At 65.8% G+C, this 21,280-nt stretch carries 21 protein-coding genes; 13 read left to right on the forward strand and 8 right to left on the reverse strand.

Translation table 11 applies throughout. The features are described 5' to 3' along the window. Positions 1 to 277: 277 nt before the first annotated feature. The gene (locus ACWGQ2_RS08920) at positions 278 to 1,504 is read left to right on the forward strand and encodes a hypothetical protein (RefSeq protein ID WP_452016388.1); all 1,227 of its coding nucleotides are present in this window, start codon (positions 278 to 280) and stop codon (positions 1,502 to 1,504) included. Here ACWGQ2_RS08920 and ACWGQ2_RS08925 read toward each other — a convergent pair. Beyond that, positions 1,446 to 1,751, reverse strand: a complete 306-nt coding sequence (locus ACWGQ2_RS08925) for a hypothetical protein (protein ID WP_452016390.1) — start codon at positions 1,749 to 1,751, stop codon at positions 1,446 to 1,448. The two genes, ACWGQ2_RS08920 and ACWGQ2_RS08925, sit on opposite strands and share 59 nt — an antisense overlap. 41 nt (positions 1,752 to 1,792) lie before the next feature. Continuing rightward, entirely contained in the window at positions 1,793 to 2,239 is a 447-nt protein-coding gene (locus ACWGQ2_RS08930; protein ID WP_452016392.1) for a hypothetical protein, read from the reverse strand. Between the two features lie 219 nt (positions 2,240 to 2,458). Between ACWGQ2_RS08930 and ACWGQ2_RS08935 the strand changes: the two genes are divergently transcribed. From ACWGQ2_RS08935 to ACWGQ2_RS08950, 4 genes are read left to right on the forward strand one after another with little or no spacing between them, the layout of a single operon-like run. Then, positions 2,459 to 4,090: a pyridoxal phosphate-dependent decarboxylase family protein gene (locus ACWGQ2_RS08935; protein ID WP_452016394.1), complete on the forward strand. Its 1,632-nt coding sequence runs from the start codon at positions 2,459 to 2,461 to the stop codon at positions 4,088 to 4,090. Continuing rightward, complete coding sequence (locus tag ACWGQ2_RS08940) at positions 4,087 to 5,514, forward strand: lysine N(6)-hydroxylase/L-ornithine N(5)-oxygenase family protein (RefSeq protein ID WP_452016396.1); 1,428 nt, start codon at positions 4,087 to 4,089, stop codon at positions 5,512 to 5,514. Before ACWGQ2_RS08935 ends, ACWGQ2_RS08940 begins: the two co-directional genes overlap by 4 nt. Further along, entirely contained in the window at positions 5,511 to 6,071 is a 561-nt protein-coding gene (locus ACWGQ2_RS08945) for a GNAT family N-acetyltransferase (RefSeq protein ID WP_452016398.1), read from the forward strand. The genes ACWGQ2_RS08940 and ACWGQ2_RS08945 overlap by 4 nt, the downstream gene beginning before the upstream one ends. Beyond that, positions 6,068 to 7,918, forward strand: coding sequence for an IucA/IucC family protein (locus tag ACWGQ2_RS08950; RefSeq protein WP_452016400.1), 1,851 nt, complete (start codon positions 6,068 to 6,070; stop codon positions 7,916 to 7,918). Before ACWGQ2_RS08945 ends, ACWGQ2_RS08950 begins: the two co-directional genes overlap by 4 nt. Positions 7,919 to 7,964: 46 nt before the next feature. On the opposite strand, the gene ACWGQ2_RS08955 is transcribed toward ACWGQ2_RS08950, so the two are convergent. Then, complete coding sequence (locus ACWGQ2_RS08955) at positions 7,965 to 9,149, reverse strand: acyl-CoA dehydrogenase family protein (RefSeq protein ID WP_452016693.1); 1,185 nt, start codon at positions 9,147 to 9,149, stop codon at positions 7,965 to 7,967. 9 nt (positions 9,150 to 9,158) lie between these two features. Then, positions 9,159 to 9,935, reverse strand: coding sequence for a 3-hydroxyacyl-CoA dehydrogenase (locus tag ACWGQ2_RS08960; RefSeq protein ID WP_452016402.1), 777 nt, complete (start codon positions 9,933 to 9,935; stop codon positions 9,159 to 9,161). A 154-nt stretch (positions 9,936 to 10,089) separates the two neighbouring features. On the opposite strand from ACWGQ2_RS08960, the gene ACWGQ2_RS08965 reads away from it, so the two are divergent. Then, on the forward strand, positions 10,090 to 11,208 hold the full coding sequence (locus ACWGQ2_RS08965) for a glycoside hydrolase family 76 protein (RefSeq protein WP_452016405.1): 1,119 nt from the start codon (positions 10,090 to 10,092) through the stop codon (positions 11,206 to 11,208). 23 nt (positions 11,209 to 11,231) lie between these two features. Here ACWGQ2_RS08965 and ACWGQ2_RS08970 read toward each other — a convergent pair whose 3' ends face one another. Both ACWGQ2_RS08970 and ACWGQ2_RS08975 read right to left on the reverse strand, forming a co-directional pair. Then, positions 11,232 to 12,110, reverse strand: a complete 879-nt coding sequence (locus ACWGQ2_RS08970; RefSeq protein WP_452016407.1) for a class II glutamine amidotransferase — start codon at positions 12,108 to 12,110, stop codon at positions 11,232 to 11,234. A gap of 8 nt (positions 12,111 to 12,118) precedes the next feature. After that, positions 12,119 to 12,712 (reverse strand): YdeI/OmpD-associated family protein, encoded by a 594-nt coding sequence (locus ACWGQ2_RS08975; protein WP_452016409.1) that lies wholly within the window; start codon positions 12,710 to 12,712, stop codon positions 12,119 to 12,121. A 116-nt stretch (positions 12,713 to 12,828) separates the two neighbouring features. On the opposite strand from ACWGQ2_RS08975, the gene ACWGQ2_RS08980 reads away from it, so the two are divergent. Beyond that, positions 12,829 to 13,368, forward strand: coding sequence for an NUDIX hydrolase family protein (locus tag ACWGQ2_RS08980; protein WP_055239793.1), 540 nt, complete (start codon positions 12,829 to 12,831; stop codon positions 13,366 to 13,368). Between the two features lie 54 nt (positions 13,369 to 13,422). Continuing rightward, positions 13,423 to 14,295, forward strand: coding sequence for a DUF6707 family protein (locus ACWGQ2_RS08985; protein WP_452016411.1), 873 nt, complete (start codon positions 13,423 to 13,425; stop codon positions 14,293 to 14,295). Here ACWGQ2_RS08985 and ACWGQ2_RS08990 read toward each other — a convergent pair. Continuing rightward, positions 14,292 to 15,332: an FUSC family protein gene (locus ACWGQ2_RS08990; RefSeq protein ID WP_452016413.1), complete on the reverse strand. Its 1,041-nt coding sequence runs from the start codon at positions 15,330 to 15,332 to the stop codon at positions 14,292 to 14,294. The genes ACWGQ2_RS08985 and ACWGQ2_RS08990 overlap by 4 nt on opposite strands. Positions 15,333 to 15,507: 175 nt before the next feature. Between ACWGQ2_RS08990 and tgt the strand changes: the two genes are divergently transcribed. Continuing rightward, positions 15,508 to 16,773, forward strand: coding sequence for a tRNA guanosine(34) transglycosylase Tgt (gene tgt / locus ACWGQ2_RS08995; protein ID WP_452016415.1), 1,266 nt, complete (start codon positions 15,508 to 15,510; stop codon positions 16,771 to 16,773). Between the two features lie 21 nt (positions 16,774 to 16,794). On the opposite strand, the gene ACWGQ2_RS09000 is transcribed toward tgt, so the two are convergent. Beyond that, positions 16,795 to 17,535, reverse strand: coding sequence for a queuosine precursor transporter (locus tag ACWGQ2_RS09000; RefSeq protein ID WP_452016417.1), 741 nt, complete (start codon positions 17,533 to 17,535; stop codon positions 16,795 to 16,797). A 229-nt stretch (positions 17,536 to 17,764) separates the two neighbouring features. On the opposite strand from ACWGQ2_RS09000, the gene ACWGQ2_RS09005 reads away from it, so the two are divergent. The 4 genes from ACWGQ2_RS09005 to ACWGQ2_RS09020 all read left to right on the forward strand — a co-directional run bounded on the left by ACWGQ2_RS09005 (position 17,765) and on the right by ACWGQ2_RS09020 (position 21,140). Beyond that, complete coding sequence (locus tag ACWGQ2_RS09005; RefSeq protein ID WP_452016419.1) at positions 17,765 to 18,403, forward strand: TetR family transcriptional regulator; 639 nt, start codon at positions 17,765 to 17,767, stop codon at positions 18,401 to 18,403. Then, complete coding sequence (locus ACWGQ2_RS09010; protein ID WP_452016421.1) at positions 18,396 to 18,878, forward strand: hypothetical protein; 483 nt, start codon at positions 18,396 to 18,398, stop codon at positions 18,876 to 18,878. Before ACWGQ2_RS09005 ends, ACWGQ2_RS09010 begins: the two co-directional genes overlap by 8 nt. Positions 18,879 to 18,939: 61 nt before the next feature. After that, positions 18,940 to 19,767 carry a bifunctional hydroxymethylpyrimidine kinase/phosphomethylpyrimidine kinase gene (gene thiD / locus ACWGQ2_RS09015; RefSeq protein WP_452016423.1) on the forward strand — a complete coding sequence of 276 codons (828 nt, stop codon included), beginning with the start codon at positions 18,940 to 18,942 and terminating at the stop codon, positions 19,765 to 19,767. A gap of 194 nt (positions 19,768 to 19,961) precedes the next feature. Then, entirely contained in the window at positions 19,962 to 21,140 is a 1,179-nt protein-coding gene (locus ACWGQ2_RS09020) for a sugar ABC transporter substrate-binding protein (RefSeq protein ID WP_452016425.1), read from the forward strand. Positions 21,141 to 21,280: the final 140 nt, after the last annotated feature.

A 21,280-nucleotide genomic window follows, 5' to 3' on the forward strand; every position in this document is an offset into this window, starting at 1 on the left:
CCGTTACGCTTTGGTGGATCCGCTCCCGGGTTAGGCACCCGAAGGAACCCATGAGGCAAAGGAAACAGGCATGCTCCCCTATCCCGCACGCCCAGTTGCGCCGAGTGAGCAGACTCCTTCAGCCAAGCGTGGCAGTGGTGCCCGCGCCGCGGCAAGCACCGGCATTCAGGGTTTCATTCCCCCGCTGGCACCCTCACCGCCACCCAAAACCCCGCCCACAGTTCACTCCCGGGTGACGGCGGGAACCGGCTCTGCGCAGACCGTTTCCGCTCACCCTGTGGAACCCAATACCGCAGAGCTTCAGCCTGGATCCTTCAGCAGCATTCTTCGCGGCGAAACCCTCCGGGACTCCTCCGGTCGGGCCTACCATCTCCGGGGGACGTTCAACCCGGTGCAGGCTGCCCGGAGGCTGCTTTCCAGCCGACCCGCCCAGGCAGCCGTGCCGCGGGAGGATGAGCAGGAGGAAGTTGCGTACTCGGGAGAGGAACACCCGGAGACTAAGCGGCGGGCAGACGAGAACCTGGAAACTGCGCACTCGAAAGACGAGCGCGGGGACGAGACCCCGAAAGACCAGCCCGGCGAAGCCCGGCCGAACGACGGCGGGTACCCACAGCAGGAGGCGCACCCGAACGACGCACAGCCCGCACAATCTGACACCATCCGCCGCATCGCAGTCACCGTTGTCACGGCCGCCGCCCTTGGAGCGGCCTACGGGCTGACCCGTACCGCTTCGGGCTCGCCGCAGATCAACCATGCGCCCGGAAGCGTTCTTGACCCGGCAGGTTCCCTTCTCGGGACCTACGCATGGATCTGGCTGGCATGGATTCCTGTTCTGGCCGGCGCAGCAGGGTACGCGGCCTGGCAGTGGCTTCCGTCGCAGCGGGACAACCCGCGCCATGTGTGGACAGGTCCGATCAGCGCGGGATCCTCAGCCGTGGCAGCCTTGTGGCTCTGGGCTGCGCAATCCGGAAACTCAGCTGCGGCCTTCTGGCTGGCTGCCCTGGGAGTTGGAATCGGCCTGGCTGCCATTCATCTGTCGAATACCTGGGCTCCCGAACCGCTCGGCGAGACGGCGGCAGCAGATCTGCCTGCGGCTGTTTTTCTCGGCGTGTCTTCCGTCGCTCTTCTCGCCGGCCTGGGCAGCTGGCTGACCGAGCTGGAAGCGAATGTCGCAGGCTGGGGCCCTGAACCGTGGGCTCTGATAGCCCTCTTTGCTGTGGTTATCGGGGCCACCACGGTTTCCATGACAGACAGGGGCCATCTCGCGGCAGCACTCACCATTGTTGCCGGCCTAACCGGGATCGGATTTGCACGGCTGCTCACGCAGGAAGCATCAGCACCGGCCGCCGCCGGAGCCTTTTTCGGTGCCTTCCTGATCCTGGTTTCAGCGGGTTCCAGGCGCCACCAGGTAGATCATGCCCAGCGGCGCCGGCAGCGGGAGTGGCTCAAAGCGGAAGCCAGCGTCCCCGCTGCCGGCGAAGCACCCGAAGCTGTTCGCACCTAGCAACCTGCTCCACCGCATGCCGCATGTTCATGGCAGCACGCCGGGCCTGGGAGTTCTCCACTCCGTATTCGTTGGCAGGCACCATAAACCGCAGCGTGATGCGCGGAACCCCGGAAACAATGTCCAGCTGGTTCGCTTCAACGTGATGGCTGGCTTCCAACGCCTCGACGGCGGCATCCATCACCGCCTCCGGAGGGTTGCCGGGACGCAGCCCCAGAATGTTGAGCTGGACGCGAAAGGAAGGCACCCTCCACGCTAACCCCGGCGGGGTCCCTGCGGAAAACCGCCTTAGAGCGGTTCGTCGTCCGGGTTGAAGGTTGAAAGCGGATCGCCGCCGGCATGGGCGGGGTCGTCGCTGCCATCCTCGAACGGGTCGCCGGTCGGGTCTCCGAAGTCGACGTCGCGGGCTGCCTCACCGATCGTGGGTTCCTCAGGCGGAATCTGTGAATCTCCCTCTTCGTAGCGCTCTTCTGCCGTTTCGTCCCGAAGGGTCTGGTCTGATTCCGCACCGGGCTGACCGGCCAGCGGCTCCTCGTTGATCAGCGGGTCTTCCTGCCAGGCATCCGGGTTGTCCTCAGCTGCGCCCGGGTAGGAAAGGTCCTCCGCATCCGTGAGCTCATCCTCATCCAGGAGCTCCTCCCCCGAGACGATGGTGAGCTCGTCCGGCGTCACGACTTCGGCGAGGTCGTCCGCAAGGGCAGGGTTGTCGCTGTGGTCCGGATTCTGTTCGGTCATCGGTGTCGCCTTTCACTGGAAAAACCTGATTCAACAATACTAAGCATACTGAGAAGTCAACGTGAACCAGGCGGGATTCCCGCGCGCGACGCGTCATTGTGCCCCATGAACCCCCAGGGAAGCGCACTTGTGGCAATTAAGTCACAATTGTTTGACGTAAATAGCAAAGTTAGGCAAGGCTTACCTCCGTTATCCACTTGAGACCTTCAGGAGGGGCCAGTGAGCCTTTTAGAGAAGCCTGCCCAGACACACGAATTCGTGCCGGCGCCCCGACCGGGCGCCGCAGACTCACCCGCATCAGGAACGGTCACCGTCGACCCGTTCGACGCCGGCGGCAGGCCCATCGCACCCGGCGCCCTGCTGGCCGGAACCAGCATCGAAGAGTTCCTGCACCAGAGCCTGGCTGCCGCGAGGACTGCTTCCTCGGCCATTGCACGGGCAGCGGGACCCTGGACCAGTCCCTCGCCTGCCACTCTCGCCGAACAGATCGATGCGGTTGACCTGGACAGCCCGCTGCAGAGCACAGATGCCGCCTTGCAGGAACTCGCACCGCTCTACCTCGACGACGCCGTCTATTTCCACCACCCCCGCTACGCGGCACACCTAAACTGCCCCGTAGCAATCCCGGCAGTTGTCGCAGAAACCCTCCTTGCCGCAGTCAATTCCTCCATGGACACCTGGGACCAAAGCGCGGGAGCCACCCTGATCGAACGCAGGCTGCTCCGCTGGACGGCAGACCGGCTTGGCCTCGGTTCCGAAGCCGCAGGTGTCTTCACCTCGGGAGGAACCACCTCCAACCTCCAGGCGCTGCTGACTGCCCGCAACCACGCCGTAGCCGGGCTGTCCGCCGGAAGCGCAGGCGGAGGCGCAGGCGGAGACAGGCTCCCGGCCCTGCTCGAACCGCTGCGCATTCTCGCCTCCGAGGACAGCCACTTCAGCGTCCGGAAGTCTGCCTCCCTGCTGGGGATGGGGGACGACGCCGTCGTCACAGTTCCGTGCGACGGCGACCGGAGGCTCATCCCGGCAGCCCTGCGCGAAGCTCTCGAGGCCAGCCGGAACCGTCAGGAGATTCCGATGGCAATTGTCGCCACCGCAGGCACTACTGACTTCGGCGCTATCGACCCGCTTTCCGAATGCGCGGACCTGGCGGCCGAGTTCGGTGCGTGGCTTCACGTAGACGCGGCCTACGGCGGCGGCCTGATCACTTCCCTCAAACACCGCAGCCGGCTGCTGGGAATCGAGCGGGCAGATTCGGTGACCGTGGACTATCACAAGACCTTCTTCCAGCCTGTCTCAGCCAGCGCCGTCCTCGTCCGGAATGCGCAGACACTTCGCCATATCCGCCATCACGCGGACTACCTCAACCCACAGCACACCGCTCAGAACGGCGTCCCCAACCAGGTGGACCACAGCATCCAGACCACGCGGAGATTCGATGCCCTCAAGCTCTGGCTAACCCTGCGGGTCACCGGAGCAGACGGAATCGGCAGCATGCTGGACAGCGCCGTCGACCTCGCCGCGGACACCGGCCGCCTGCTCGCCGGCGCCTCGGACTTTGAGCTGGCCGCGCCGGTGCAGCTCAGCACTGCGGTGTTCCGGTACCGCCCGCAGGGGATTGACGAGGACGCCTGCGACGCCATGAACCTCTGGATCCGCACGGCACTGGCTGAGTCCGGGGAAGCCGTGGTCGCCGGAACCACCCATGCAGGCAGGCACTACCTGAAATTCACGCTCCTTAACCCGGCCGCCACCCTCGAAGACACCGCGCACATCCTCGGCCTCATCCGTGCCCACGGACAGTCGTGGCTAAGCCGGCAGAGCACCCCGAGCACCGCCGGAGCAGCAGCATGAACCCCGCCAGCGGCAACGCAGACAGCAGCCGGAACTCACCGGAAGCGGCGGACAGCCCTGCGCCGGAGCGCGTGTATGACGTCATCGGCATCGGCACCGGACCCTTCAACCTGGGTCTCGCCGCCCTCGCAGAACCGATTACCGGACTGGAAACCCTCTTCCTGGATGAGAGCCCCCGGTTCGACTGGCACCCGGGCATGATGCTGGAGTCAGCACACCTGCAGGTGCCTTTTATGGCAGATCTGGTCTCGCTCGCCGATCCCACCTCGCGCTATTCGTTCCTGAACTATCTCAAGGCCACCGGACGGATCTACCGCTTCTACATCCGTGAAGACTTCTACCCGCTGCGCGCCGAATTCAATGACTACTGCCGCTGGGTGGCAGCGCAGCTGCCCAACGTCCGGTTTGGCCGCCGGGTCACGGACGTCGAATACGTCCAAACCGCGCACGACGGCGGCAGGTACCTGGTGCGCTCAGAGGGCGAGGGCGGAACACAGGTTCACACCAGCCGCCGAATTGTCCTCGGGACCGGCACCCAGCCCGTCGTCCCGCCGTCGTGCGCCGGAATCCTGGAGGGCCCCGGAACAGCACTTCACAACAGCGGATACGCACAACAGCGCAGCAGGCTAAGCCAGGCGAAGTCCATCACGGTCGTTGGCAGCGGCCAAAGCTCCGCCGAGGTTTTCCTCGACTTGCTGCAGGACATCGGGCCCCGGGGATACGAGCTGAACTGGATCACCAGATCGAGCCGGTTCTTCCCGCTGGAGTACACCAAACTGACCCTGGAAATGACGTCTCCGGACTACGTGGACTACTTCCATGCCCTGCCCGAGACAACCCGTGATGTGCTTACCGCGTCGCAGCAGAACCTCTACAAGGGGATCGACTCGGCACTGATCAATGAAATCTATGACACGCTTTACGCCAAGAATCTCTCCGGCAAGCTTCCGGTCCGGCTGCTGACCGGCAGCGAAGTACGCTCTGCCCGCTGGGATCCGGACGCCGGACAGCACGTGCTCGAACTGTTCCACGCCGAGCAGGGCAGCAGCGCTGAGCTGGCCTCTGAAGCCGTGGTCCTGGCCACCGGCTATGCGTACCGGGAACCCTCGTTCCTGGCCGGCATCGAAGAACGGATTCAACGGGACAGCCAGGGCCGGTTCGCGGTGGACCGCAGCTACGGCATAGGCGTCCAGCCGGGCGAACTGTTTGTCCAGAATGCCGAACTGCACACCCATGGCTTCACTTCTCCGGACCTGGGCATGGGGGCTTACCGCAATTCACGCATCCTGCGGGAAATCCTGGGCTTTGAGTACTACCCGGTTGAGGATTCCATTGCCTTCCAGGACTTCGGCCTGCCCATCCCGGACGCGGACGGGAACGGACCACGGATAAGCCCGCATCACAACGAAGGAGCCATGGCATGAACTTCAGCTTCCGTCCGGTCGATCCGGCAGCCGACGCCGCCCTGCTGCACAGCTGGATGCGCCGGGACTACGCCCGCTTCTGGGGCATGACACACGCTTCAGCGTCGGAGGTACAGGCTGAATACACCGGGATCGCTGTCAATCCGCACCACCAGGCCTGGCTGGCACAGGAGGAAGGAGTGCCGGCCTTCCTAGCCGAGAGCTACGATCCGGCGCATTCACCACTGGCCGGCACCTATCCGATCCAGCCCGGGGACCTGGGGATGCATGTGCTTATGGGGCCCCCGGACCGTCCCCGCAGCGGATACACCACCGCCGCGCTTGAGGCACTGCTGGACTTCCTCTTCGAGAATCCTGCGGTGGAGCGGATCGTCGTCGAGCCTGATGTCAGGAACACCAAAATCCACGTCCTGAACGCGCGGATGGGCTTTGAACCGCAATCCCGCATTGAGCTGCCGGACAAAACGGCCCTCCTCTCCTTCTGCACCCGGGCACAGTTCCGGGCCGCCCGCCGCACCACCCCTGCAGATTCTCAGCCCAAAGGAGCCAGCGCATGAGCACCCTCGCAGACCCTACGTCCGTAACGGACCCCGCCCTTCAAACCACTGCGCACCTGCAGCCCGGGCTGTGGGCAGCTGCCAACCGGCATCTGGTCCGCAAGGCAATCGCCGAGTTCTCCCATGAGCGGATCCTGACTCCGGCCGCCCTCACACCGGGCTGCTACGAACTGGTGTCCGACGACGGCAGCACCTCCTACCGCTTCCAGGCCCAGGTGCTGGCCCTTGAACACTGGTCCATCCCCGCTGGAAGCATCCACTGCGTTCGCCACGAATCACCGGCTGATCTGGATGCCCTGCGCTTTATTACTGAGTTCGCCGGTTCCCTGGGCATCGGGGAGGAGATGCTTCCCGTCTACCTTGAGGAAATCTCCAGCACTCTGGCGTCGCATGCCTACAAACACAGCGGCCACCCGCTCTCCGCCGAAGAACTCGCCCACGGGATAACGGCGGGAGCAGACCCGGTAGCGGACTTCCAGGCAGTGGAGCGGTCCATGAGCGAGGGCCATCCCTGCTTCGTGGCCAACAACGGAAGGCTGGGATTCGGCTCCTCCGATTATCTGGCCTACGCACCGGAGACCGGAGCCGCCGTCTATCTGCACTGGATTGCGGCATCCCGGGACCACACCCGTTTCGACGCCGTCGCCGGGCTGGACTACGCGGCGCTGCTGGCAGCGGAACTGGATCCGCCGGTGCACGCTGCGTTCGAAGGGCAGCTGCGAAGCCGCGGCATGGATCCCGAGGACTATCTGCTGATGCCGGTTCATCCCTGGCAGTGGGAGCACAAGCTCAGCGTCACGTTCGCGGCGGACATCGCGGCCCAGCGTCTGGTCCATTTGGGCCCCGGCCCGGACAGGTATCAGGCGCAGCAGTCCATCCGTACCTTCTTCAACCGGGACTCACCCCGCCGGTGCTACGTCAAGACGGCGCTGTCGGTTGTGAATATGGGGTTTATGAGGGGGCTGTCCGCCGACTACATGAAAGCTACCCCGGCCATCAACGAGTGGGTGGACGGCCTGGTCCGGGCGGACAGCACCCTGGCGGATCACGGGTTCTCGATCCTGCGGGAGTGCGCAGCCATGGGGTACACGAATCCCTACTATCAGGCTGCCTCACCCAAGGGATCCCCGTACCGCAAGATGCTGGCCGCCCTGTGGCGGGAAAGTCCGCTCGAGCAGCTGGAGGACGGTGCGCAGCTGGCAACCATGGCCTCACTGCTGCACACCGATGCGGCGGGAACACCCCTGGTCTCTGCCCTGATCCGGAAGTCGGGCGTCGACGCCCGGACCTGGCTGGACCGTTACCTCCGCGCATACCTGGTTCCGGTGCTGCACTGCTTCTATAAGTACCGGCTGGCCTTTATGCCGCACGGTGAAAACCTGATCCTCGTCCTGCAGAACGGCTTGCCGTCCAGGGTGCTGATGAAGGACATCGGCGAGGAAGTGATCGTCATGGAAGACAAGGTGGACCTCCCGGGCGACGTCTCCCGGATCCGGGTCCAGGTCCCGGCAGAGGAACAGGTGCTGTCCATCTTCACGGACGTCTTCGACTGCTTCCTGCGGTTCCTGGCCGCGCTGCTGCACGAAGACGGACAGCTGGATCAGGACGTCTTCTGGTCCACGGCCGCCCAGGTGGTGGCGGACTACCAGCACCGGCATCCGGAACTGTCAGCGGACTTTGCCGCCCATGACCTCTTCGCTCCGGATTTTGCCCGATCCTGCCTGAACCGCCTCCAGCTGCGCAACAACCAGCAGATGCTGGACATCTCCGATCCCTCCGGCGGGCTCCAGTTCTCCGGCAGGCTGGTCAATCCGCTGGCTGGGCGAAACGCAGAACGCACACCGTAAGCGGGTGCTGCGCGGGTTCCAGGAACCCGCGCAGCACGCCACGCTCTCAGCGCAGCGCCGACACTCCGGTGATCTCCCGCCCGGCAATCAGGGAATTGATCTCATACGTGCCCTCATATGTATAGATCGCTTCGGCGTCAGCGAAGATCTTTGCCATCCGGTAGTCGGTGACGATGCCGTTGCCGCCCAGCAGCCCCCGCCCCAGGGACACGGTTTCCCGCATCAGCGCACTGGCATAGGACTTCGCGAGCGCCGCACGGGCCATGTCGCCGCGGGCAGCGCCGTCATCGGACACCGCACCGTAACCGCCCTGCTCCAGCTCGCTGACCCGGGCCAGCATGGCAGTGGATGCCACGGTGTTGCCCTGCATCCGCACCAGCTGCTGCTGCACCAGCTGGAAGGACGCCAGCGGCTTCCCGAACTGCCGGCGCTCGACGGCGTAGGCGCGGGCGACGTCGAACGCCGCCAGCTGCTGCCCCACCGCCTGCCAGCCCACCATGATCCGGGACCCGCGCAGCAGGTGCTTGGTGTCTTCGAAACTTTCAATGCCGGCCAGCCGGTCAGCCTCGGAAACCCGCACATCGGTGAGTTCGATGTCAGCGTTCTGCACCGTACGCAGCGCTGTTTTGTTCTCGATCCGGGTCCGCTTGATGCCCGGCAGTGAGGCGTCCAGCAGGAACCCGCGGACCTTGCCCGTAGCCGGTTCGCGGGCCCAGAACAGCATCCAATCGCAGAAGGTGCCGTTGCCGATCCAGCGCTTGGTGCCGTTCAGGACCCAGCTGCCGCCGTCACGCACCGCCGTGGTGGCCATACCGCCGGCAACGTCGGACCCGTGGTCCGGCTCGGTCAGGGCGAACGCACCGGTGATCTTCAGCGACTGGGCGTCCTCGAGCAGCCGGGCCTTCTGTTCCTCGGATCCGAAGGCGTGCAGGCCCTCCACAAAAAGGTCATGGTGGACCATAAAGAACGTGGCGACTGAGGTGTCCGCCCGGGTCATCTCGGCGATGACCAGGCCCGCGAAGAGCGGACTGTAGCCGCGCTGCACGGGAGTTGAGAGTCCCAGGGAGGCCAGCCCGGGCAGCAGTTCCACCGGAAAGCGGGCTTCGTCCCACCACCGGGTGGCATGCGGCAGGACCTCGGCGGCCAGGAAGGACCGCAGTTCAGCCAGCTTCGCCGTCTCCTCCGGGCTCAGCAGGTGTTCGAAGTGGAAGAAGTCGGCGTCGGGGAGCATCGGCACGCCCTACTTCGGCCCCATCCGAATCGCTCCGTCAAGCCGGATGGTTTCCCCGTTCAGCATCGGGTTGGCGATGATGTGGTCCACCAGGGACGCATACTCATCGGGGCGGCCCAGCCTGGAGGGGTGCGGGATCTGCGCCGCGAGCGAGTCCTGGGCGTCCTGCGGCAGCCCGGCCACCATGGGGGTCTCGAAGATCCCGGGGGCAATGGTCATGACGCGGATCAGGTGGCGGGACAGCTCCCGCGCCAGCGGAAGGGTCATGGCCGCCACGCCGCCCTTCGACGCCGAATAAGCCGGCTGGCCGATTTGCCCGTCAAAGGCCGCCACCGATGCGGTGTTGATGATGACGCCGCGCTCCGAGGTTCCGCCGCCGTCCACCGCCGGATCAGTCTCCGCCATGGCTGCAGCCGCCAGCCGGGTCACATTGAACGTGCCCACCAGATTCACCTGGATGACCCGGTTGAAGTCCTCCAGCGGCAGGACACCGTTGCGGCCCAGCACCTTTCCCGGCGTTCCGATTCCGGCGCAGTTCACCGCCACCCGCAGCGGGGCCGCGGCCATTGCAGCTTCCACGGCACCCTGCATCTGTTCCGGGTCCGTGACGTCTCCGGGCACGAAGTGCGCGTTATCGCCCAGCTCACCCGCGTAGGCCAGCCCGCCCGAGGACGGCAGATCCACCAGGACCACTTCTGCTCCCGCGTCAATGAGCCGGCGGGCGGTTGCCCGTCCCAGCCCCGAAGCGGCTCCCGTGACGATGGCCGAAGCGCCGGATAACTGCATGTGTGTCCTCCTGGGTCAGGGGTCAAGGGGTGCGCCGAGGCGCGTGCGGTCCCACGAGCCTACTGTGACTCGGGGCACACCGCATCCTCCGAAAGCCGGTTCCGCGGGGCGGAGACGGTGACGGTGCGCGGCGCCCGGGACTATGGTGGGCAGCATGCCCGCAGCACAGACCGTTCGCCACGCCGAACTGCGCGCCGACTCCGCCGCCCACACGGTGACGACCGCCTTTGGCGGCACGTTCCTGGGCCTGCCGGGTACTCATCTGGGTGCGGTCCGCGCACCCCAGCGCCTGCCCCGCGGCGTCGGGCCGTGGCACTACTGGTGGCAGGCGCACTACGTGGATGTCCTGGTGGACACCGGGCTGCGAAGCCGGGCGCCGGTGTCCGGCGAAGATCCGATTATGCTGGCCGAACAGGTGGTTCGGACCATCCGGCTCCGCAACGGCGGCCGGTTTACCAACTCCTATTTTGATGACATGGCATGGCTGGCCCTGGCTGCGCTGCGCCTGGACTCCCTGCCCGGCCCGCCGCGGGGGAACAAACAGCGCCTCTCGGGCCTGCGCGAGTCGCTGGGACGCGCGCTGCGGTCAGGACACACAACTGATCTGGGGGGCGGTGTCTGGTGGAACCGGGCGCGGAACTTCAAGAACACCCCTGCCACTGCGCCCGCTGCCCTGTATTTCGCCCGGACGGGCGAACGCGAGCGCGCGCAGGAGCTGGTGGACTGGCTGGACGCGTCGCTGCTCGATCCCGCCACCGGACTCTATTACGACGGCGTGCGGCAGACCGCTGCCGGGCCGGTACTGGAGCGGGCACATTTCACCTACAACCAGGGGCCGGTGCTGGGAGCACTGCTGGAACTGGGCGGCACCGGCAACCTGGAGCGCGCTGCAGGGCTGATCCTCGCCACTTCCCGGCACCTGGTACAGGGCGGGGGCACGGGCCTGCTGCTGCGCACCCACGGCAGCGGCGACGGCGGACTGTTCACAGGGATCCTGTGCCGCTATCTCGCTGAGGCGGCCGCTGCACCAACACTGGACCCGGGTTCGCGCCAGACAGCCGGGACCCTGGTCACCGAGCTGGCAGACCGGCTGTGGAAGGGCCGCGCAGTCCGCAACAACCTGGCGGTGTTCCCGTCCGATCCGCGCAGCACGGCCGATGAAGACTATCCCCCCGGCACCGCCGTCGAGCTCTCCACCCAGCTTCAGGCGTGGATGGTCCTGGAGGCAGCCCTGCGGGTAGTGCGGCTCGAGGCCGATCCGCAGGACACCTGACGGGAAAGCCGGCATTCCTCCGCTCAGGTCCCGGCGGCCTTGAGCGGGTGCTGCGAAGCCGCGGTATGCGGATCCAGGTCAGCCAGGGTAAGCAGATGCTGGGGGTGCTGGGGAAGCGGGAAGGTCCGCTCCGCGTTCAGGTTCCGGTCCACCCGGAGGATCTCGCCGGAGTCCATCATCCGCCAGTTCGGGTTCTCATCCATCCGCTCAGTGGCGATGAGCACTGCAGGGGTCCGGTCCTGCTCCATCTCATCGCTCTTCATGCTGATCCGGGCCGTGTGCTTGCCGTGGTGCGGGTCGTCGGCACTTTCCTGCAGGACGTAGAGCGGGTGCGTGTCAGGGTAGCGCACCGCCCAGAGCTCGGATGCCGTGGTGATCACCAGGTTCACTGCGTACAGCCGCAGGTTCTCAGCGATCCAGGTGACCGCCGCCGGAATGGCGGCACCCAGATCCCCGCCGTTGTGCCGGGCGAGCCCGGTGATGAGTGCAAGCACCCGTTCGCTGTCCGTCTGCCCCTCCACCAAATGCATTACTTCCAGGGAGCGCAGCCGGTCATCCAGCACATCCAGGTCTTCCACCACGCCGTTGTGCGCCAGCAGCCGGTCATCCTGGAGGAACGGATGGGTGTTTTCCATGGTGTTTCCCCCGGTGCTGGCATACCGGACGTGGGCTACGAACGTGCTGCCCTCCAGCGTCCGGGCCGCCGAGGCGTAGGCCCGGTCCTCGTACGCCGGCATAGGCGCCTTGTCCACCACGGGTTTGCCGCCGGAATTGAAGACGCCGATGCCGAAGCCGTCCGCCATCCTGCGGCTCTGCTCGGCCAGGCTGTCCGGCGCAGTGAGCAGCCAGAATGTGGCATGGACGGGATCTGGACCTGCATGCATTCCGAAAAGCCGGCACATGTGGACTCCTAATCGGGGAACCGCTTCTGTGGATAAAAGGTCTCTCGGCGGCTGAGCATATCCACAAATCGGGTGATGTTCCGTTCCCGGGCCGCTTCCGTCTTCAGGTGGCCCAGCCGGTAAGCCAGGGCAAAGCGGTTCTGTGAGCTGAGCACGTCAAACATGGCCTGGGCGCTCTCATTGGCCGCTATGGCATCCAGCAGGTCCTGCGGCACCTCTGCCGTGGCGGGGCCGGCGTAGGCCGCATCCCAGCGCCCGTCCGCCTTGGCCGATTCCACCGCGTCGCGCCCGGAGGGGTGCAGCCGGCCCGCGGCTTCCAGCCGGGCGATGTGCCCCACATTGCGCAGCGACCAGGCGCTTCTGGGACCGCGGCGGGTGTAACGCTGCAGATAGGTCTCGTCGTCCCGGCGCGCTGCCTGGCCGTCGATCCAGCCGAAGCACAGGGCCTCGTCCAGGGCCGCCTGCCGGGTCAGCGCCGTCGTGCTTCCACCCTGTTTGCCGATCACCAGCCAGACCCCTGCGGAGCGAAGATGATGTTCCTGGAGCCAGGCCCGCCATGCCGCCCCGTCCGGCAGCAGCAGCTCCGAGAGCTCGGTCTTCATGCGCTCAATCGTAGGCTCCGGGCACGGGGGCCGGAAGGTCCTGCGGCAGTTCAGCCCTTGGCCGAAGCCGAGCGCGCCGTATGACTCGGCTGCCGGCTATGGGGTAGAACACTGCTATGAACGTACGTACTCCTGACCCGTATCCCGGCTGGCTTTCGGAGGAGGACCTGCATGAAGCACGGCAGCGGCTTCCCATGGTCTATGTGGAAGCCGTTCCGGTGCGGTGCGATCCGCTGGGCTACGTAACTGAAGTCGGCCTGCTGCTGCAGGCCACCCCTGAAGGCAAGATGGTCCGCACGTTTGTGTCCGGCCGGGTGATGTACCGCGAGACCATCCGCGCGGCCCTGCTGCGGCATCTTGAAAAGGACCTCGGGCCCATGGCGCTGCCGCAGCTCCCGCCCAGCCTGGCCCCTTTCGCCGTCGCCGAGTATTTCCCGTCCCCGTCCCAGACCGGACTCACCGATGAACGCCAGCACGCCGTCGCGCTGGCGTACCTGATTCCTGTGACGGGCGAATGCGATCCGCGGCAGGATGCACTTGAACTGTCCTGGCTCACGCCCGAAGAGGCGCTCAGCCCTGCCATCTACTCGGAGTTCTCCGGCGGCCGCGGCGATCTGCTGCGCCAGGCGCTGGCGTCCGCCGGCTGGGGCCGGTAACCGTTACCCTACGTTTATATACTAGGGCCGAGCTTCGAGCGCTAAGGAACAGCCATGTCGATGAGTGTGCCGGATAAGTATGCCTTCCGGGTCAATGCCGAACTGCTTGTACCAGGGCAGAAACTTGTCTTGGACGAGCTGACGCTGGCACCGCTGGCAGCTGTCCGCGTCGAGGAAGACGACCTCGGGAACCCGGCCCTGGTGATTGCCGATCTGGAAGACGGGGAAACCCTGCGCATTGCCTACGGCGCGGCTGTCCGGGTGGCTGCCCCGGCACCGGAGAAGAACGCTGCCGAAGCCGTCCGCAGCATCCCAACCGAAGAAGAAACCTATGCCGCTGTCCTGGCGGCCGCTGCTGCCGCCCACCCCGATGACCGGGCGGTCAAGGAACTGACCTCCCGGCTTAGCCGCGGACTGAACGTCAAGGCCGGCAGCAACCTGCAGGATGTGCGGGACCTCGCCCACACCCTGTACGTGGATCTGGGCGACTCCGAGAATGCCTTGGCGGTCTGCTCCCTGATCACCGGCCTGGGGTTCGACGGCAACTACGGCCGCTGGAACTGGATCCAGGGAGCTTTGGCCCTGGCGGCCCACATCACCCATGAGTCGGGCGAGCTGGAGACCTCGGCAGCGTTTGCCCAGGCTGTCCGGGCCGGGGACAACGCCGAGTCAGATCCGCTGAAGGCCAAGCTCTCCGCGGAGCTGCTGCAGCGCCAGCTGAACGAGCCGAACCTGTATGACCGTGAAATCCAGCGTGCAGCGGAGGCCGGGGATGAGCACAGCGAACGCGACTGGCGGATCCTTCGCCTGAACACCCTGCTGTACCTGCGCGCGCACGGCGGCTCACAGACCTATTCCGACGCCGAGCTCCAGCGCCGTATCCGCACCGAACTCAGTGCGGTGCGCGGCCTGAACCTGGCTCTCTAAGCGGGGATACCCGCCGGCCCGCCGGCACTGGCCCGGCTGGCCCGCAGCTGCAGCAGCAGCACCAGTGCCATGCCCACCAGTGCGCCGGTCACGGTTTCGACCGCCCGGTCCCGGATGAGCACGGCGGGGTCGCTGGAGGAGGACAGCTCGGTGCTGAGCAGCGCCAGCGGTGTGATGACCAGCTGGGCCAGCGCGTAGTTCCGGGCGATGAAGAGCTCCGCACCGCACTGCAGCAGGGCGATGACAAGAACCAGCTGCCAGGGCGCCAGGCCGGCGAACAGAATCAGCGCAGTAATCCCCAGCCCTCCGAACGTTCCGAGCATGCGGTTCACGCCGCGGTGGATGCGGTGGCGGAAGGTGGCGCCCACCAGGGGAACGGTGGCCGCGACCATCGCCCAGTAGTTGTGGCCTATCCCCAGCAGCGTGGCGATGCTGCCGGCGGCCGCGGCAGCAACGGCGTACAGCGCGCCGTCGGCCCAGACGGCCCTGCGCTGTGCGGGGGTGAATCCCGGCCGCAGGGGCTTGTCCCACGCGGTCCGGTAGCGCGGCAGGAGCATTCCGGACATACCCAGCAGGATGGCGAACGTGATGGTGGCTCCGGCCGCGAGCACGCCCTGCTCCAGCGGAGGATGCGCGGGTACGGAAGCGATGGCCGCGTAGGCAAAGATGTGGAACAGCGATCCCGCCGGGCGCAGGCGCCAGTAGCCGGTAACCACCGTCGCCAGTCCGGCCACGGCGGTGGTGCCGATCACGATTCCCCAAGCATCCAGCCCCAGCCGGGAGGACAGCCCACCAGCCAGGATCACGGCGAACATCAGCGCCCCGGCACGTGCCTGGTGCCCCAGCCGCTGGCGGTGCGGTTCGTTGCGTCCGTAGATGCTGGTGAAGGCACCAAAGGCCACGAAGATTGCCAGGTCGATTCTGCCGATTGCCAGCAGGACTGCGAGTGGGACGCCTATGCCGATACCGCAGCGGATGCCCACCCGGTGGTCATTGTGGGCAGGGGCAATGGTGAACATTTCGCGCAGGTGGTTCAAGGGGACTTCGGGGGCCTTTCAGTCGCTCAGGGGCGGCAGCGCTTCGCACGGGGCCGGAGAGTCCGCCTTCTTCACCATACGCTCGGCGGGCGCGGCGGCTTCAGTTATGTGCGCTGGCTCTCCCGCCTGCGGGCGCGGAGCGGGGCGCGCACCGGATGTAGGGCAAAATGGAGTGGTGTCCAGCTCCGGTTTTTCCTTTGCCCTCGGTAAGCGCCTGCGTGAAACCGCCCCTGACTCCGCGTCCCGCACCAAGGAGAACGGCGGTGAGTTCCAGGGCCGCACCGGTGTAATCAGCACCCCGCACGGCGAGATCCAGACGCCGGCGTTCATCGCCGTCGGCACCAAGGCCACCGTGAAGGCCGTACTGCCCGAATCCGTGGCGCAGCTCGGCGCGCAGGCCGTGCTGGCCAATGCCTACCACCTGTACCTGCAGCCCGGCGCGGACATCCTCGACGAGGCAGGCGGGCTGGGCAAATTCATGAACTGGCCCGGCCCCACCTTCACCGATTCGGGCGGATTCCAGGTCATGAGCCTGGGCGCCGGTTTCAAGAAGGTCATCAACATGAACGCCGACGGCACCACCCACGCCACCGGAGCGGACGACGACGTCGCTCCCGGCAAGGAGCGCCTGGCCCACATCGATGACGACGGCGTCTGGTTCAAGTCCCACCTCAACGGGGACAAGCACCGCTTCACCCCGGAAATCTCCATGCAGGTGCAGCACCAGCTCGGCGCGGACATCATGTTCGCCTTTGATGAGCTCACCACCCTGCTCAACTCCCGCGGCTACCAGGAACGCTCCCTGGAACGCACGCGGCTGTGGGCCGAACGCTGCCTCGTGGAGCACCGCCGGCTCACCGAGGAGCGCTCACACCGCCCCTACCAGGCGCTCTTCGGCGTCCTCCAGGGCGCACAGTATGAGGACCTCCGCCGCAAGGCATCCCAGGATCTGGGTGCCATGGACTTCGACGGTTTCGGCATCGGCGGCGCCCTGGAGAAGGAAAACCTCGGCAAGATTGTGCGCTGGTGCACCGAGGAACTTCCCGAAGACAAGCCGCGGCACCTGCTGGGCATCTCCGAACCGGATGACATCTTCACCGCCATCGAGAACGGGGCGGACACCTTCGACTGCGTCTCCCCCACCCGGGTGGCCCGGAACTCCGCGTTCTACACCCCGTACGGCCGGAAGAACCTCTCCAATGCCAAGTTCAAGCGCGACTTCGGTCCGCTGGTGGACGGCTGCGACTGCTACGCCTGCACCAACTATTCCCGGGCGTACATCCAGCACCTGTTCAAGGCCAATGAGATGGTCAGCCACACGCTGATCTCCATCCACAACGAGCGCTTCACCGTGAAGCTGGTCGACGACGCCCGCCTGGCCATCGAGGACGGCACCTTCTTCGAGTTCAAGGACGAGGTCCTGGGCAAGTACTACAGCTAGCCGCACACGTCCCCGGAGGGCCTAGACCTCTTCGGGGACCGCGCGTCCGTAGGTCGGCTCGCGCTTCTTGATCGCCTTGATCACCGTTGAGGTGACCGGCACAAAGAGGAACTCGACGGCGGTCTTGTAGACGAAGCCGAAGATCACGTAGTTCACGAATTGCCCGGCGTCGGTAATCCCGATCACCGGGGCGGCAATGGCGCAGAAGATCAGGGTGTCCGCGAACTCGCCGACTCCGGTGGAGGCCATCAGCCGGCCCACCAGTGCACGCTCCTTGAACCGTGCCTTCATCCGGGTGAGCACCATGGCGTTGAGCAGCTGCCCGGCCAGGAAACCAAGCAGCGACGCCGCGACGATCTGCCACACCGGACCCAGGGCGGCCTCAAGCGCCGCCTGCTTCTCCAGCCCGTACGCGTCGTCGAATCCGGGCAGGGCGATGATCACCGCAAAGGACAGCACCGCGAAGGCCGCCATGGCAAAGCCCATGTAGATTGCACGCCGGGCTGCCTTGAAGCCGTAGACCTCGCTGATCACGTCGCCCAGGATGTACGCCAGCGGAAAGAGGAAGAACCCGCCGTCGGTGATGATGCTGAAGTCGCCGAACACCGGACCCAGCACCACGCCCTTGGACGCCCCGATGTTGGAAATGATGATCACCACGCACATGAGGGTGAGGATCAGGTCGTAATGCGAGCTGCCCCGGGAAGCGTAGCTGGGGATCTGGCGTGCCTGGCGGGCAGCGGCCGGGGTTGGTGAAGACATGGATTTCCCGTTTCGGTTTAGTGGTTCGCCTGGGCGTCCGCCCGGCTGTATTAGCACTTGCCCGCTGTCCCGGGCGGCCCTGAAGGACCAGCGTCAATTCTGCCACGTTTTTTCCGCCGTCACATTTTTGAACGCGTTCAAAAATGTGCTCTAATGTCCTCCGTACATAACTTGGAACAGGGGATCGATGGCCGCGGGGTCAAAAAGTGAAGCCACCCGGAGGCGGCTGGTGGAGGCTGCAACAGAGCAGTTCCGCGACCAGGGCTTTGAGCGCACCACCATGCGCGGCATCGCCGCGGCAGCCGGCGTGTCCGTGGGCAATGCCTACTACTACTTCTCCTCCAAGGACGCGATCGTCGCCGAGCTGTACCGCTCGCTGCAGAACCAGCACCGCTCCGCCGCCCTTCCCCAGCTGCGCGAGGGACACAACCTCGGAGAGCACCTGCGGGTTATCCTGCAGACCAACCTGGACGTCCTGGCCCCCTATCACTCGCTGGGACACCAGTTCCTGAAGACCGCGGCCCTGCCGGTCCCGCCGGGAACCCGCAAGTCCTCCGCACCTGCTGACGCCGAACAGGTTGGGCGCGGAAAGTCGATTGCCGTCTACCGCCAGGCGGTGCAGGCCGCCAGGCCCCAGCCTCCGCTGGCCGTCCGCGATGACCTGCCCGAACTCCTGTGGCTGGTCCAGATGGGCGTCACCCTCTTCTGGGTCTACGATTCATCGCCCGGGCAGATCCGCTCCCGCCGTCTGGTTACCAATACGGCTCCCCTGGTGGCCAAACTCGTGATCCTCTCCCGGCTACCCGTTGTGCGCAATATCGTGGAAGATGTGGTGAAGCTGCTGCGAGGAGCACGAGCGCATGACTGAAAACGCGGACGACGACGGCGTCGTTCCGGCGGGCGCCGCCGGTCCTGCTTCCGGCGCGGGCGCACCTCTTCTCCTGGCTCCCCGCGTCACCTTTGGTCCCACCGCCTTTGTCACCGGCTACGCCGTCGCCTGCCTGCTGGTTGCCACGATCGCCACAGTGGCCATCGGCTGGGGCACGTCCCGGGACTTCTGGGGTTACCTCTGGATCATTGTCATTGCGGCTTTTTATGCAGCCGGCATCGGACTACTGACGGCGGCACCCGTGGGTCTGGCCCTGGGCCTGCTGCTGCGGGACGTCCCCAACCAGTGGCTGCACGTCCTCGCGTTTTTCCTGGTGCCCACGCTGCTGGCCTGGCTGGTCATCGGGCTCATCGCCGGATCCATTGGGGTACCCCTGCTGATGGCCCTGGCAATCGGCGTCTCAGCCGCTGCCGGACGCCTCGCCGTGTGGCGGCTGATGGACGTGCGTTACTAGCGCAGGACACGGGAGTGGAACCGGGTGGCGGGGCGCCCCGCGTTGGGTAGAAGATGGACCCATGTCTTCAACTACACATCCTCCCGTCACGCTCACCATCGCCGGTTCCGAAGCCACCGGCGGAGCGGGCGCCCAGGCAGACCTCAAGACCTTCCAGGAACTGGGGACCTACGGCATTGCAGCCCTGACCTGCATCGTTTCCTTTGACCCCAAAGACAACTGGAACCACCGCTTTGTTCCGGTTGACCCGCAGGTTATCGCGGACCAGCTGGAGGCTATCCAGACCGCCTATGACCTGGGCACGGTGAAAATCGGCATGCTGGGCACTCCGGCCACCATCGACACCGTTGCCAAGGCGCTGCAGAGCCAGGACTGGACCAACATCGTGCTGGACCCGGTGCTGATCTGCAAGGGACAGGAGCCGGGAGCAGCGCTGGACACGGACCAGGCACTGAAGGCACAGATCCTGCCGCTGGCCACCTTCGTCACGCCGAACCACTTCGAGTCGATGTCCCTGGCCGGCATGGACTCAATCGAGTCCGTGGAGGACCTCAAGGAGGCAGCGAAGCGCATCCACGAAGCCTCCGGTGCCGTTGTGCTGGCCAAAGGCGGCGTGCGGCTCGAAGGTGATGACGCCGTCGACGTCTTTTATGACGGTGAGACCCTGGAGGTGCTGCGCGCTCCCAAGGTGGGCGACGTCGCCGTCAGCGGCGCCGGGTGCACGCTGGCTGCCGCCATCACCGCCGAGCTGGCCAAGGGAGCCACCCCGCTCGAAGCGGCCCGCACCGCCAAGGCATTCGTAACCGAAGGCATCCGCAACCGGGTCTCCTCCAACACCCCGTTCGATGCCCTGTGGCAGGGCGGCGCAGCCAGCGGCCCGGCCCTCTGACACCAGCGCCCCGGAACAGCAGAAAGCGGCCTATCCGTTCGGTCATAGGCCGCTTTCTGCACGTCTGCTATCCACCGAACGAATAGCAACTATCCCAATGTGTCGCTTCCCCAAATAATCCGGTCCCATCACAGTGGTCATAACAACGTGATCTGAATCACGTTATTCACCCTTTGACTGTCGATGGAGACCTGATGAGAAGCTTATCGCCGAGAACCAAGGCCCGGGGCGCCCTTAGCGCCTTGTTTATCGCCAGCCTCGCGCTGGCTTCCTGCGGCTCAACGCCCGCTGCGGACGCACCCAGCCCGGAACCGACGATGTCTGTAAGCGCCTCGGCATCAGACGGATCCGAAGTTCTCGCCCTTGCCTACGAGGGCATCGTCGGGACCCCGCCCACCGAGGCTGTTCCCGTTCCCGAAGGCCTGTCTGCATGGATCGTCTCCTGCGGACAGTCCCAGACGACGTGCTCCACACCCGCCCAGGCCGCCGCGGATGCTGCCGCCGCCATCGGCTGGGAGCAGAACATCTGCGACGGCCAGCTCAATCCCAACGGCTGGGCCAGCTGCATCCGCCAGGGCGTGGCAGCCAATGCCGACGTCATCCTGGTGATGGGCCAGGACTGCTCCAGCTTCCAGGGTCCGCTCGAAGAAGCCCGCACAGCAGGAATCACCACTGTGGGCGTCGGAGCCAATGACTGCGATATCGATGGCGGTGAGCCGCTGTACAGCGGAATAACCAAAAAACTGGACAACCTGGACAACGAGCAGTGGTGGAACAAGGTCGGTGAAATGCAGGCCAACTGGCTGATGGGCCAGACCGGCGGAGAGGTCAAACTGCTGGAAGTGACCTTTGCGGACGCCCGCTTTGGACCGTGGATCAGCGACGGCCTTAACACTGCTCTCGAGGACTGCGAGACCTGTGAGATAGTCGGGACCCTGCAGCTGGGCAACCAGGACGCCGCGAGCGGCGCCATGGGACAGAAGCTCTCCACGGCCCTGCTGCAGGCTCCGGAAGCCAACGCCATCTCCGTTCCGCTGGACGGATGGTTTATGGCCGGTCTTTCGCAGGCGATCGTCTCCTCCCAGCGCTCCGATGACTTGGCCGTCATCGGCACCTTTGGCCAGCGCAGCAACCTGGACCTGATTGCAGACGGCCAGGGCCAGGACGCCTCCGTGGCCTTCAGCCTCGAGTGGGACGGATGGTCCGGCGTGGACACCGCGCTGCGGCTGCTGGCCGGGCAGGAAATCCTGGCCTCCGGCGTCGGGCAGCAGGTGGTTGATGCGGAAAAGAACATGCCTGCAGACGGCGAATCCTTTGCCTACAGCCCGGAGATCGATTTCAAGAAGGCGTACCTGGAGGCGTGGGGCAAGTAGTGGCTGCTCACGACAACACCCGCCGTTCCCTGTGCGCCGCGCCCCCGGGCCCCGGCACGCCCGGGGCACAGACAACTGCCGGTGGCCGCGGCGCCCCCCCGCCGGGGTGGTGGATAGCCGCGGGCCCCCCGGGCGGCCGG

This window comes from Arthrobacter sp. NPDC055585 (assembly GCF_053619115.1).